Source organism: Neiella litorisoli, from assembly GCF_014773395.1.
In the GTDB taxonomy this organism is placed as follows: Bacteria; Pseudomonadota; Gammaproteobacteria; order Enterobacterales; family Neiellaceae; genus Neiella; species Neiella litorisoli.
In genome coordinates this window covers 94229-107701 of sequence record NZ_JACXAF010000001.1, presented here as the reverse complement: position 1 = coordinate 107701, position 13473 = coordinate 94229, and the positions used below count along the sequence as shown (strand labels likewise).

The 13473-nt window shown below is 52.4% G+C and carries 8 protein-coding genes; 4 read left to right on the top strand and 4 right to left on the bottom strand.

What is annotated here, in order from left to right; all coding sequences use genetic code 11:
* The first annotated feature begins 118 nt into the window (after nucleotides 1–118).
* From IC617_RS00460 to IC617_RS00445, 4 genes are all read left to right on the top strand, one after another.
* On the top strand, nucleotides 119–2296 hold the full coding sequence (locus tag IC617_RS00460) for an EAL domain-containing response regulator (protein WP_191143022.1): 2178 nt from the start codon (nucleotides 119–121) through the stop codon (nucleotides 2294–2296).
* A gap of 110 nt (nucleotides 2297–2406) precedes the next feature.
* On the top strand, nucleotides 2407–6009 hold the full coding sequence (locus IC617_RS00455; RefSeq protein WP_191143021.1) for a hydantoinase B/oxoprolinase family protein: 3603 nt from the start codon (nucleotides 2407–2409) through the stop codon (nucleotides 6007–6009).
* Nucleotides 5936–6670 (top strand): START domain-containing protein, encoded by a 735-nt coding sequence (locus IC617_RS00450; RefSeq protein WP_191143020.1) that lies wholly within the window; start codon nucleotides 5936–5938, stop codon nucleotides 6668–6670. The genes IC617_RS00455 and IC617_RS00450 overlap by 74 nt, the downstream gene beginning before the upstream one ends.
* Before the next feature lie 140 nt (nucleotides 6671–6810).
* Nucleotides 6811–8058, top strand: a complete 1248-nt coding sequence (locus IC617_RS00445; protein WP_224745693.1) for a mechanosensitive ion channel family protein — start codon at nucleotides 6811–6813, stop codon at nucleotides 8056–8058.
* Here IC617_RS00445 and IC617_RS00440 read toward each other — a convergent pair.
* The 4 genes from IC617_RS00440 to IC617_RS00425 form a co-directional block, all read right to left on the bottom strand.
* Nucleotides 8038–9441 (bottom strand): coniferyl aldehyde dehydrogenase, encoded by a 1404-nt coding sequence (locus IC617_RS00440; RefSeq protein ID WP_191143019.1) that lies wholly within the window; start codon nucleotides 9439–9441, stop codon nucleotides 8038–8040. The two genes, IC617_RS00445 and IC617_RS00440, sit on opposite strands and share 21 nt — an antisense overlap.
* Nucleotides 9442–9524: 83 nt before the next feature.
* The gene (locus tag IC617_RS00435; protein ID WP_191143018.1) at nucleotides 9525–11438 is read right to left on the bottom strand and encodes a permease; all 1914 of its coding nucleotides are present in this window, start codon (nucleotides 11436–11438) and stop codon (nucleotides 9525–9527) included.
* A gap of 96 nt (nucleotides 11439–11534) precedes the next feature.
* Nucleotides 11535–12869, bottom strand: a complete 1335-nt coding sequence (gene hemN / locus IC617_RS00430; RefSeq protein WP_439651242.1) for an oxygen-independent coproporphyrinogen III oxidase — start codon at nucleotides 12867–12869, stop codon at nucleotides 11535–11537.
* A 116-nt stretch (nucleotides 12870–12985) separates the two neighbouring features.
* Nucleotides 12986–13465, bottom strand: coding sequence for a DUF2489 domain-containing protein (locus tag IC617_RS00425; RefSeq protein WP_191143016.1), 480 nt, complete (start codon nucleotides 13463–13465; stop codon nucleotides 12986–12988).
* Nucleotides 13466–13473: the final 8 nt, after the last annotated feature.

Sequence of the window (13473 nt, the reverse complement as noted above, 5' to 3'; positions counted from 1 at the left end):
GTTGGTTAAGCAACGAGCTAACTCGCAAAATTGCGTTGTATAAGATGCAAGTAGAATAATCTGACGTATAGTTAGTTTCATTCGCTCGTATTTAGCGCAAGAAAGGAAAGTGTTGGGAATGGCAGTAAGCTCTGATGATGCTCCATTTGTCTTTGCAGATGAACCGGAACAGCAAGCTTCCTCGTCCGTTGACCGTGCCAGCTGGCGAGTGTTGGTCATTGACGACGACGAAGAAGTACACAAAGTTACTCGCTTAGCCTTGGGCAGTGAGCTCGTACTTGAGCGCACCTTGGAATTCGAACATGCCTACAGTGCCAAGGAAGCGCGCCAAGTGCTGCGTGAGCATAACGACTTTGCGGTCATTCTGCTTGATGTGGTGATGGAAACCGACAACGCAGGTCTCGAGCTGGTGGCCTACATCCGCGAGCACTTGTCGATGAATGCGCCGCGCATTATTTTGCGTACCGGTCAGCCCGGCTACGCGCCAGAACATCAAGTCATTCAAGACTACGACATCAATGATTACGCCACCAAGACAGAGCTGACCCAGCGTCGCTTACTGACTCTGGTGACCACCGCTATTCGCTCCTACCGCCAAATCAACATGCTCAACACCAGTTTAAGCGGTTTAGAGCTGACCGTGCGGCGGGCGCGTAATGACGCCGATTCAGATGTGTTAACCGAATTTGCCCATTGTGTGCTGGGCCAGTTGCACGATTTGGTCGGAGCTGACATCGATGGCGCATTTTTCTGTCAAGGTAGCAATCCGACCTTGGTTGCTGGCGTTGGCGAATTCCAGCAATTGCCGCTAGCGGACGACTTAGAGCCGTTAGTCAATGAGGTTATGCTTGCTGAGCGTACCGTTGCCAAGCGCAATGCCTTGGTCATGAATGTCAATTGCAGTGATTTACCCGCGGTGGTGGTCATACGGACGCCAAGCCGCTTGCGGCGCATCGATCAGCAAGTCATCGAGTCTTATCTGGCTCACGTTCGCGTTGCTTTTGTCAATCTCGCCTTAATGCGCAAGCTACAAGTGACCGCCTTTGTTGATGACGTGACCAAACTGCCTAATCGCGCTAGCTTTATCGGCTCGCTCGATGCCATGGTGGCAGCGCGGGACTTCAATACAACCGCAGCGTTACTTGATATCAGCCACTTTGCCGATATTAACGACAGCTTGGGTCAGGATTTTGGTGATGAAACCCTGAACGCGATCGCCCAAGCGCTGACCCGTCGGTTTGAATCCGATGGCGTCAAATGTGCCCGTCTCAACGCTGATGTGTTTGGTATTGTTGGCCCTAACCAGGTGGTTACGCCAGATAATCTCATGGCTGTGTTTGAACAGCCGCTCGCTGTTGGGGCCCACCAATTGCCGCTGCGCACGCGAATTGGCCTGTGCCGACTCTCTGAAATGCATAATGATGGCTTGACTGTTTTGCACCAGTGCAGCATTGCGCTTAGTCAGGCCAAGCGTAGCTCCGCTGCTCGCTATAACTATTTTGAATCGGACTACGAAGTTCGTACGCAAGAGCGTTTGGATATTATCCGCAAACTGCGTCAGGCGGTGACTCAACAACAATTAGAAGTCTGGTATCAGCCTCAGATTGATTTAGCCTCTGGGCGCACTTTAGGGGTTGAAGCACTACTGCGTTGGCGTGATGGCAATAGCTTTATCTCGCCCGCTGTATTTATTCCGTTGGCTGAATACTCTGGCATGATCACCGAAATCGGCGAGTGGGTGATGCGGCAAGCTTGTTCTGATTTGAGCGAGCTGACCCAGCGAGATATTGCGGTTCGGGTTGCGGTGAATATTTCGATGCAGCAATTCCGTCAGGATAACTTCCTCGAGCAAGTCACAGGCACTTTGGCCCAACATCAGATCAGCCCTGAAAACCTAGAGCTGGAAATCACCGAAAGTGTGGTGATGGAAGATCCAACCGTGGTTATTGGTCTGCTTGAAAAAGTTCGCACCTTGGGTGTCAAAGTGGCCATTGATGACTTTGGCACCGGTTATTCAAGTCTCAGCTATATCAAACAGTTACCTTTAAATACCATTAAAATTGATCGCGCCTTCGTGATGGATATCGACAAAGTAGAAGTTGCCTCCATCATTGATATGGTGATCGGGCTGGCAGAGCGCCTTAACCTGACGGTGGTCGCCGAAGGCATTGAAACGCCAGAGCAGCAACAAAAACTGGCCGACATGGGCTGTCACTGTGGTCAGGGTTACCTCTTTGCCAAACCGATGCCGTTTAGCGATCTGACAAAATTCCTCAACGCTTTTCGTCCCCTCTAATGCTGTGTCCGAGCCGCCGCAAAGCTGCTCGGATGTCAGCGCAGGCACTTTTCTAGCGCGGCTGTTCCTGCCACCATTGTCGGCCTAAAGATAAACACTAGGATGGAAGCATGGCAAATTGGCAGTTTTGGATTGATCGGGGCGGCACATTTACGGATTTAGTGGGGCAGGCTCCAGATGGACAATTGCATGTCCACAAACTGCTATCAGAGCACCCCGAGCGCTACCAAGATGCCGTGACTTACGGTGTTCAGCACATCCTCCGTCAACAGGGTCAAGCTGATGCCCAAGTTGACGTTGTCAAAATGGGCACAACGGTTGCGACCAACGCTTTGCTTGAGCGCAAAGGTGATGCCTTAGCACTGGTGATCACTAAAGGATTTGCCGATGCCCTTGCCATTGGCTATCAACATCGGAGCAACTTATTTGAGCGAGCGGTGAGCAAGCCCGAAGGGCTTTATCAGGCGGTCGTTGAAGCTGAAGAGCGCATGTCTGATAGTGGCGAAGTGTTGACGCCGCTGGCGATCGATACGCTGAAATCGCAGTTGCAGCAGGTTTATGATCAGGGCATTCGCGCGTGTGCCATTGCCTTTATTCACAGTTACAAGTACCCACAGCATGAGTTGTTAGCGGGGCAAATTGCCCGCGACATTGGCTTTGATCAGATTTCACTGAGCCATCAGGCCAGTGCTTTAATCAAGTTAGTCGGACGTGCCGATACCTGTGTCGTTGATGCCTATTTGTCACCCGTATTAAGCCGCTATGTCGAACGGGTCCGACAAGGCCTGAAAGGGGCTCGATTGCAGTTTATGCAAAGCCATGGCGGCCTGACGGACGCCGACCAGTTTGCCGGTAAAGATGCCATTTTGTCGGGCCCGGCTGGCGGCGTGGTGAGCATGGTCGAAACGGCCAGACAAGCTGGCTTTGAGCAGATTATCGGTTTCGACATGGGTGGCACCAGCACCGATGTCTCGCTATTTCACGGTGATTATGAACGTCGCTTTGAAACTGAAGTGGCTGGGGTTCGCATTCGTGCGCCGATGATGAATATCCACACCGTCGCTGCTGGCGGCGGCTCCAAGTTATTTTTTGATGGCCAGCGGATGCGGGTTGGTCCTGATTCAGCGGGCGCTGATCCGGGCCCTGCTGGTTATCGCAAAAATGGTCCGTTAGCGGTCACCGACATCAACATTCTACTGGGCAAGCTACAGCCAGATTTCTTCCCGAGTGTGTTTGGTAATAATGGTGACGAAGCGCTGGATAGCGATGCGGTGAGCAGCGCATTTGCGCAATTACAGCAGCAAATGGCGCAGTCAGGAGTCGCCAAAAGTAGCGCCGAAATCGCCAGTGGCTTTTTGCAGATTGCGGTGAATCACATGGCCAATGCGATCAAAACTATTTCAGTGCAGCGTGGTTATCCGGTTAGTGATTTTGTCATGTCGTGCTTCGGCGGCGCTGGGCCTCAGCATGCCTGCTTGGTCGCCGATGAGCTGGGTATTGATACCATATTAATTCATCCGCTTTCAGGTGTGTTGTCGGCTTATGGTATGGGCTTGGCGAGCATTCGTGAATTGCTAAGCCAGACGCTCGAGCAGGATTTTAACACCACCGGTCTTGCTGCTGCGGCGCAATGCTTAACTCGGCTTACCGAACAAGCTTCGGCGTCGGTGAGCGAACAACTTATCGCGCCAGCCGAGCTGGACGTAAAACCGCAATTAGCGCTCCGTTACCAAGGCGCTGACACCACACTAAACGTGCCTTGGAGTACGGCTGATGAGATGCAACAGGCATTTACTGCCGCCCATCAGCAACTATTTGGTTTTTGTTTGCCCGATGCTCAATTGGTGATCGCCAGTGTCACGGTCGAAGTGATTGCCAATCAGGCTGATATGACAACGCATGCGACGCCGGAACAAACCCGCGATAGCATTGAGCCAATCGCGGAGCGGCCGGTGTATTTTGCCAACGACTGGCACAACACACCATTTTGGCGCCGTTCGCAATTATCTGTTGGCTCAGCCATTGATGGCCCTGCGATTATTCTTGATACCACCACAACCATCGTCATTGAGCCGGGCTGGCGGGCGACGGTCGATCCGCTCAATAACCTGATCCTAAGCCGGTACCTAGAGCGCACGGCGCAGCAACAAATTGGCCAGCAAGTCGATCCGGTCATGCTCGAAGTTTTCAATAACCTGTTTATGCACATCGCCACCCACATGGGCCATGTGCTGCAGCAGACCGCCTCTTCGGTCAATATCAAAGAACGTCTCGATTTTAGTTGTGCGGTGTTTGACCAGCACGGGCAACTGGTTGCCAATGCTCCTCATATGCCAGTTCATCTCGGCTCGATGGGAGAAACGGTACAAGCTGTATTACAACGTTTAGTGCCGCAACAGGGCTCCAGTTATTTGGTCAATAGTCCTTATCATGGTGGCACGCATTTACCTGATTTAACCGTGGTGACACCGGTGTTTGATGATCGCGGCGAGTTACTTTTTGTGGTCGCCAGTCGAGGTCATCACGCTGATATCGGTGGTATCACGCCGGGCTCAATGCCAGCCCATTCGACACAACTGGAGCACGAAGGGATTTGCTTTGAATGTTTTGAATTGGTGAAACAAGGCCAATTTCAGCATCAGCAGCTCATCAGTGCGCTGGCTTCTGGCCCTTATCCTGCGCGAAATCCGACGCAAAATGTTGCGGATCTGAAGGCTCAGTTGGCGGCCAACCAAAAAGGCGTGAGCGAGTTGCGCAAGGTATTGGACTATTTTGGTCAGGCGACCGTTGAAGCTTATATGCAACATGTACAGGACTATGCCGAGAGTTGTGTTCGGCAGGCCATCGGCAAGCTCAGTGATGGTGAGTATTGCTACCCAATGGATAATGGAAGCCAGATCCAAGTGGCCATTCGGGTTGACGCTGAGGCGCAGTCGGCAACCATCGACTTTAGTGGCACCTCGGCGCAATCCGCTGACAACTATAATGCCCCGAAAGCGGTGACCATGGCTGCTATTCTGTATGTATTCAGGTGTTTGGTGGATGATGATATTCCACTTAATGCCGGTTGTTTGAAACCGCTGACTATTATTATTCCAGAGCGTTCGGTGTTGTCACCGCAGGCACCGGCGGCGGTCGTCGCTGGCAATGTTGAAACGTCTCAGTGTGTGGTGAATGCCTTGTTTGCAGCCATGGGCGTCATGGCTGCCGGTCAGGGCACCATGAACAATTTGATCTTCGGCGATGCCAACCATCAGTATTACGAAACCATTTGTGGTGGCACTGGGGCTGGTTTGCATGGCGCCGGCACCGACGCGATTCATTGCCACATGACGAATTCTCGGCTCACTGACGTCGAAGTGCTAGAACATCGTTTTCCGGTGATATTGGAGTCATTCCAAATCCGCCGAGGCAGCGGTGGCTCGGGCCGTTATTCAGGTGGCGATGGGGTTATTCGACGGCTGCAATTTAAACAGCCAATGGATGTATCGATTCTCAGTAACCATCGCACGTCAGGGCCGCCGGGCATTGCGGGTGGTGATGATGCGCTTGCCGGTATTAATCGAGTGATTCGTGCGGATGGCAGCGTCGAGCTGTTGCCTTATGCCGCTCAGGTTCGGCTTCAACAAGGAGATTGCATTGAGCTGGAAACCCCTGGTGGCGCTGGTTTTGGCCCTGCTGAACGGCGTGCAAACAGCACCAGCAGCGGATGACACTGGGCCGGTTGCTGAGTCGTGGCGTATCCATTGGCAACGTCATGACGCGGTGTTTGCCAGCAGGCCGCTGATTTCGAGCGGCCAGCGCGAATATTTTGCTCAGCTGCAGTTGGCGGTGCCAGCCGAAGCAATGCTGGCATTGCTGCTTGACACGGCGGCAGTGCCATCCTGGGCTCACCACGCAACCGACGCCATTGTGTTGCAACAACTCAGCGGCAATCAGTTTTTAGTGTACAGCCGGTACTCGCCGCCCTGGCCGGTCAGTAATCGTGATTTGGTGACCAAGTCGCGGCATTGGCATCAGGACAATGGAATTTGGTTGCAAGCCGAGGCAACGCCGCAATTGCGAGGTCAGAGCAAGGGCTATTTGCGAGTCAGGCAAATGCAAACATGTTGGTTTGCCCAGCGAATGGGGCCACAACAAAGCCGTTTAAGTTACTTGGGCTACATTGATGATCCTGGCTCCGTGCCCAATTTTATTGTTAATCCAGCGCAGGCCGCGGTGTTGAATACCACTCTCGATAATCTCATCAATATCATTCAACGCTACGAGCCAGCACCCGCGCCAACATGGGATTTTTCAGCGCCATTGGAGCCGGGCTATTGCCAGCGCTTACGGCAAGTGATCGACCATTTTCCTGCCTTTGGCAAAGATTAGAGCCAGTTGATCTTTGCTGCCCGACGGGTTCGTCAAAATTCATACACCAAAGTTCAACAGGCTCTAGTAAGTGGGCTTGAAACCGCTGTCGATGGCAGTCACACTGGCCCTATTAATCACCATAAAGCCGCATTATCCATATGATTGAACAGTTATTTCGAGACCTACAAGTCATGCTCAGCAGCCACGGCGTGCCGTCGATAATGGCGATGTTCGTGTTACTCGGGGTGGTGGTTTTGTTAGGTGTGGTGGTGGACTGGTTGGCTCGCCGCGTGGTGTTGCTGTGGGTGCAACAAAAAGTCATTGATAGCCGAATGCAGTGGGATGATGTGTTGTGGCGTCACAAGGTATTTCAGCGCGCCGCTCACCTCCTACCTGGGGTGGTTTTCTATTGGGGGGCCGAAGTTATTTTTTCCGACTTCCCCAATTTGCAGGCCATTTTATCGAAAGCGGCGGTCTTGTATTTGGTGGTCATGGGTTCGCTCAGCGTCATGTCTCTCATCAATGCGGCGACCGCTTTAGCTGATTTGCGCGACAGTGCTAACAAACTTCCGCTGCGCAGTTTACAACAGCTACTCAAGTTGCTGATTGTGATCGCTGTAGCGGTTACTGTGTTGAGTGTGGTGATTGATCAAAATCCGGCTTATTTGCTCAGTGGTTTGGGTGCCTTCACCGCCATCTTATTGCTGGTTTTTCGCGATACCTTGCTCGGTCTGGTTGCTGGCGTGCAATTATCGGTGAACGACATGGTGCGGCGTGGTGATTGGATTGAAATGTCTAAATATGGCGCCGATGGTGATGTCATCGATGTTGGTTTAACCACGGTTAAAGTGCGCAACTGGGATAAAACCATTACCACCATTCCAACCTATGCCTTGATCACTGACTCATTCAAAAACTGGCGTGGCATGCAGGAATCGGGTGGCCGCCGGATTAAGCGTTCATTGCATATTGATGTCAGCAGCATTCGCTTTTTGGATGACGCGTTAATGGCGCAGCTACGCGGCATTGAATTGCTCGCGGGCTACCTTGAAAGTATTTCGCAAGAATTGGCTCAGCAACCAGAGTCCTCGTTGAATTCAAGTCCCGTCAATGGCCGCCGGCTGACCAACATCGGTGTGTTTCGGGCCTACTTGCAAGCTTACTTAAAAGCCAATCAACATGTTCATGAAGGCATGACCTTGTTAGTGCGACAGCTGGCGCCAACAGACAAAGGTTTACCGATTGAGATCTATTGTTTTAGTGCCGAGTTGCAATGGGCCGATTATGAGGCGATACAGGCCGATATTTTCGACCATGTGTTTGCCATTTTGACTAACTTTGAGTTGCGCGCGTTTCAAGCGCCAAGCGGCGCTGATGTCGGCCGCTTAACGCAGCAAAAAGCGTAGAATTAAGCGCTGCCACCAGCGCCCATAAGGTGCTTGTAGTAAAGCGCCGGGGCTAAATTTGCCGCGGCGCAGCACGGTTTTGGCGTGACTAAAAGTGAGAAAACCCTCGGGGCCATGATAGTGTCCCATGCCCGAAGGGCCAATGCCGCCAAATGGTGCATCGTCAATGGCCACTTGATACAAGGTATCGTTGATTGCCATGCCGCCAGAAATCGTTCTTTCACCAATGCGTTGCTGTAACTGGCGATCGAAACTCATCACATATAACGCCAGTGGCCGAGCGCCTGCGTTGATGTAATCAATCGCTTGCTCAACTTTCTGATAACCGACAATGGGCAATACCGGCCCGAAAATTTCTTCTGACATCAGCCGCATGTTGTCATTGACGCCAGTGACCAGATGCGTCACTAAACGGCGCTGCTGGGGTTCGCAAGCGGGTTTAGCCATAGCGACAATACGCGCGCCTTGTTGTTCGGCATCGGCGAGTAATTGCTGTAATCGCTGAAACTGAGCATCGTTGATGATGCTGGCCAGATCGGGGCTCTGCACGCCTTGCGGATATTGCTTGCGATAAAGCGCCTGAAAGGCGTTGACGAATTCGGCGACTTTGCCTTCGGGGCAAAGCACGTAATCTGGAGCGACACAAATTTGGCCGCTGTTGAGACACTTGCCAGCAGCTATTCGCGCGACAGCCAGCGCAATAGGACAGTCATCGGCAATTAACACCGGTGATTTACCTCCCAGCTCTAACGTCACTGGGGTCAGGTTGTTTGCCGCAGCTGCCATTACATGGCGGCCAATAGCCGTGGAGCCGGTGAACAGCAAGTGGTCAAAAGGCAGGTTGGAGAATGCCTGAGCGACGGAGGCATCGCCTTGAATGACTCGAATGACCTCCTCTCCCAGAGTCGAGTGCAACAGGGACGCCAGCTGTTGGTTAAACACCGGCGTGTATTCCGATAACTTCATCATTACCCGATTCCCCGCCGCCAGCGCATTGATTAGCGGCCCGACCGATAACATCAGCGGAAAATTCCATGGCACGATGATGCCAACCACCCCTTTGGGTTGATATTGCACTTCAGCGCGAGCCGGCCATAAGGCCATATCGAGGTGACGTTTACTGGGCGCCATCCAACGCTTCAGCCGCTTGCGGGTGTAGCGCAGCTGTTGAAGCACTGGCACCACGTCGGCTAATTGGGTTTCTTGAATGGGGCGCTGGCCATAGTCTTGGTTGAGTGCTTCGGCCAGTTGCTGGTGGTTGGCTTTTAGAGCTTGTTGTAACGCTTTTAGCCATGCTTGACGCTCGTTCAACGTTGGCACTGGCTGCTGCCGGTACTGTTGTTGTAGTTCACTCAGTTGCTGATCAAGTTCGGCTGCTTGCATGGAGGCTCTCGCGGCGGCTGATAATAGCGTGTTTACGTCACTATAGAGCGGCGGGCTCAGTGGGCCAATATTGGCTCACTGAATTAGTGATGTTTGTGGTGATGGCCATTGTTGGTTGGCAGCAACTCGGCAACAAAGGCGCGAGCGCCGCGACGAAGCAATGACACCGTATAGAGCAGTGTAATGGCAACTAGCGCTACGTATTGCCACCAATGATCGGCATGCTGGTTGTGCTCAAAGGTCAGGGTCTCGCTCGGCCAATAGGGCATCAACTGAGTCATCGCTAAGGCGCACAATACCATGCTTAAGGTCAGCACTTGGGCGCTGCGCTTGCCGTGTAAACGCGATAGCAGTTTCATTTGGGTCAGGTTGGTTACAGGCCCCAGCAACAACAGAATTAACGCAACTTCTGGCGCTAAGCCTGCCATCAGTAGCACGGCCAGCAAAGGTGTCATACCCGTGGCACAAATATGTAGTGGCAAGCTGAGCATCGCCAGCACCAATAAAGTTGGCAGAATCGGCAGTTCATTGAGGCCGGTGACCGAAGGCAACAGCGCCGCCACGATCAGGCCGGTGATCACCCAAGGCGCAGTGTGGTCGATGAGGTGAGCGTAGCCATGACGCACGGCTTGTTGCATGCGGGTACGCCAGTGAATCGCAGGTTTGTCCGTTGCTGAACTCGGATGATCTGTGTGTTGTGACACCTCTGTTGCCGACGACGATTGGCGTAACCAGTAGCCAATGGCTAACGCCATCACCATGCTAAAGACAAACGTCACCACTAACCGCCATAAAGTCCATTCAGCGCCGAGTAGCCCCCATGTCAGCAATAGGGCATCAATCCCCAGTAATGGCGAGGCAATTAAAAACGCTAACGCATAGGTTTGTCCGGCGCCATTTTGTAACAGCAAGTTGTACAGCCGGCTGGCGTTGGGTACGCATATAGGCAGCGGTAAGCCAGCAATCGCGCCGCGAATGGACTGCATCACCGGGCTGTCGCCGTCATCTTGCTTGCGCGGCGTCGCAAATGGTGTGGGAAGCAGAAAATTGATGGTGGCAGCAAGCAGGTAAGCGAGCAGCAACCAGGGAGCGACCGCTAAGCTCAAGTCCAACAAGCGGTGCAGCACTTCTGCACTGGAATGATCGGCCAGTGGTGGTGTCATCACCTCGGCATGATGGTGGCCGTGATCATCGTGGTGACCATGTTGATGTTCAATGGTGCCGAGCCAATAGGGCACCATTATCGCCAGCAAAACCACGACACCGAGCAGGCTACCAACGCCTTGCAACCAGTCAGTTGTTGGCTCTTGTTGGACGGATTGCCGGTGGTCATGATGATGAGCGTGCTGATGGCCTTGGTGGCTATGACCTTCATGGCTCAGACCTTGATGATTGTGGTCTTCATGGTAAGGACGATGGAACACCACATGCAAAATGGTGCCAACCACCAAGGCTTCAAACCAAGCGATGCCGGGACCATGCAGCTCATGAAGCAGTGGCTCTGCGAGTTGATGACCAAAAACAGTGGCAACCGAGATCCCTGCCAATACCAGTAAGGCGACGACTGCGCCAAAGTGTGGTCGCAGCAGCCACCAAATCGTTAAGCCTACGGGCAAGCGATGAAGGATCACTCCCGCAGCCAGCAGTGATTGGTGATCGCTGGTGGTTGCCTCGGCCAATGCGGCACCGTCAGTCATACCGTGAAACCCAAGGCCCAATGCGGCAAATAGCAGGGCGCCAGCATGGGCGTGGCGAGCAATGGCGTGGAAGGTGTGCTCAAGTATGGTGGGTACAGCTAGACCTAACGCCAGAAATGCCAGTGACCAGATGCCGCCAACCTGCAAGATATCTGGCAGCATATGAAACAACACGACGCCGCCAATGACGACGAAGATAAACGCATCTAACGCACTCATTAAGTTGCTGTTGCGGGCAATCAATCGATACAGCAAAGGACCGAGAAAAAGAGCCGAAATAGAGAGAGTTAGAAGCATCATGTGCAGTCAGTTGAGCACTTGTGTTGATTAATTGAATAGCAGCCGCACTATAGCGGCGGCGGCTGATTCGAGCAAGCGTTTAGTTGAGAATTATTCTCAAATAACTTTGGAAAAACGTTGCTGTGATTGTTTCAAGTAAGCATCAAACAACATGCAAATATTTCGGATCAGCAACTTGCCTGCTGGCTCCACAGTGATGGTGTTGCCATCCCAAACAATCAAGCCATCGTCAGCAAGCTCGGGCAGTTGCTGCACGGCATCGGCAAAGTAGTCATTAAAATCGATCGCAAACTGCTTTTCGATATCACCGACGGTCAGTTGCATATTGCAGATTAAATCGCGAATGACGCGTTGCCGAATAACGTCATCCTGACTCAACACATAGCCTTTGGTGTGAGCATGCTGGTGGCTTTCAATCGCCTGATAGTAGTGTTTGAGTTCACGGTGATTCTGGCTAAATGAGCGCCCTATTTGGCTAATTGACGAGACCCCAAGCCCCAATAAATCGCAGTTCTGATGGGTGGTATAGCCTTGGAAGTTGCGGTGCAATACACCTTGCCGTTGCGCCACCGCGAGCTCGTCGTCAGGTTTGGCAAAATGGTCCATGCCAATGAACTGATAACCGGCACTGGTGAGGGTGTCGATGGTGTGGCGCAGGATGGCGAGTTTTTGCTCTGCAGGCGGTAAGTGCTCATCTTTGATTTTACGCTGCGCGGCGAATCGGTCAGGCAGGTGAGCATAGTTAAAAATCGACAGCCGTTCCGGATCGAGCGCCAAAACCTGCTCTAAAGTTGCGGCAAAGCTTTTGATGGTTTGATGGGGCAAGCCGTAGATCAAATCTAGATTGATGGAATCAAAACCGAGTGAGCGGGCGTGTGCCATCAAATGAGCCACTAACTGTTCGGATTGAATGCGATTGACAGCCAATTGCACCGTTTCAGAGAAGTCCTGTACGCCGATGCTTAAGCGGTTAAAGCCAATGCGTTTGAGGGTGTCTAACCGCTCCAAAGGAAATTCCCGAGGGTCAACTTCAATGCTGATCTGGGCGCTATCTTGTACCGCAAAGGCAGTACGCAGCATCGTCATTAAACGTTCACTTTGCTCACTGTCTAGGAAGGTTGGCGTGCCGCCGCCCCAGTGAATTTGGCTGACCGGTTTGGTTTTGAATTCTGCCGGTAATCCGGCTATCTCAGCCTCCAGCGCATCGAGGTAGCGGTCGACTTTTTCTGGATGACGGGTAATGACCTTATTACAGCCGCAGTAATAGCAAAGTGTGTGACAAAACGGCAAATGGACGTAAAGCGACAATTCATTGCGGTCACTTTGCTGCCAGCTGCTGATAATATCAGCGCGTGTTACCTGATCATGAAATGAAAGAGCCGTGGGGTAAGAGGTGTAACGCGGGCCACTGGTATTGTACTTTTCCAGCAAAGCAGGATCCCAAATTACATCGCTGTCTGATTGCTGAGGTTGGCCTGTTTGCATGAGCGCTCCGCTGCTGGCTGGCTAGGATCAAAGCGCCATGATCCTAGCCCTTGCCGCCAGGATCAAGCGATCAGTGGTAATTGTTTCTTAAGGAGTTGATTCAGATCTAGTTGTATCTGCGAATCGAACTCTTGTTCCAATTGTTCGCGCTCGCGGTCGAGTTGGCGGATCTCTTTTTTCGAGTAACTTTTGCGAGCGTCATGGGTGGGATGATGCTTGATTGCTTGCGACAGTCCGTGAAGCCCCGGGAACTCGTTTGCTAAATCGGGGCGTTGGCTGAACGCCAGATTATCTAATAACACACACAGGCGAATGGCCGCTTCCGAGCTGCAGCACTGACCTTGTTGGGTCGCACGACATATGGTGTCAATGCTAAGCCAGATTTTCTGGTTTTGGTCGATTAAGCGTTGGCGCTTTTGCGCCGCGAGTTGCTGTTGTGCCTCGCGTTGGGCTTTTACCATCCATAACAGGCGACCTGCATAAAACGCCAACCCAGCAATAATGACACCGGCACCTACCAGTAAAGCTAACTTCAACGACATCAATAACT

Coding starts and splice junctions, on each gene's coding strand:
- IC617_RS00460 (WP_191143022.1), top strand. CDS start 119: ATGGCAGTAAGCTCTGATGATGCTCCATTTGTCTTTGCAGATGAACCG.
- IC617_RS00455 (WP_191143021.1), top strand. CDS start 2,407: ATGGCAAATTGGCAGTTTTGGATTGATCGGGGCGGCACATTTACGGAT.
- IC617_RS00445 (WP_224745693.1), top strand. CDS start 6,811: ATGATTGAACAGTTATTTCGAGACCTACAAGTCATGCTCAGCAGCCAC.
- IC617_RS00440 (WP_191143019.1), bottom strand. CDS start 9,441: ATGCAAGCAGCCGAACTTGATCAGCAACTGAGTGAACTACAACAACAG.
- IC617_RS00435 (WP_191143018.1), bottom strand. CDS start 11,438: ATGATGCTTCTAACTCTCTCTATTTCGGCTCTTTTTCTCGGTCCTTTG.
- IC617_RS00425 (WP_191143016.1), bottom strand. CDS start 13,465: ATGTCGTTGAAGTTAGCTTTACTGGTAGGTGCCGGTGTCATTATTGCT.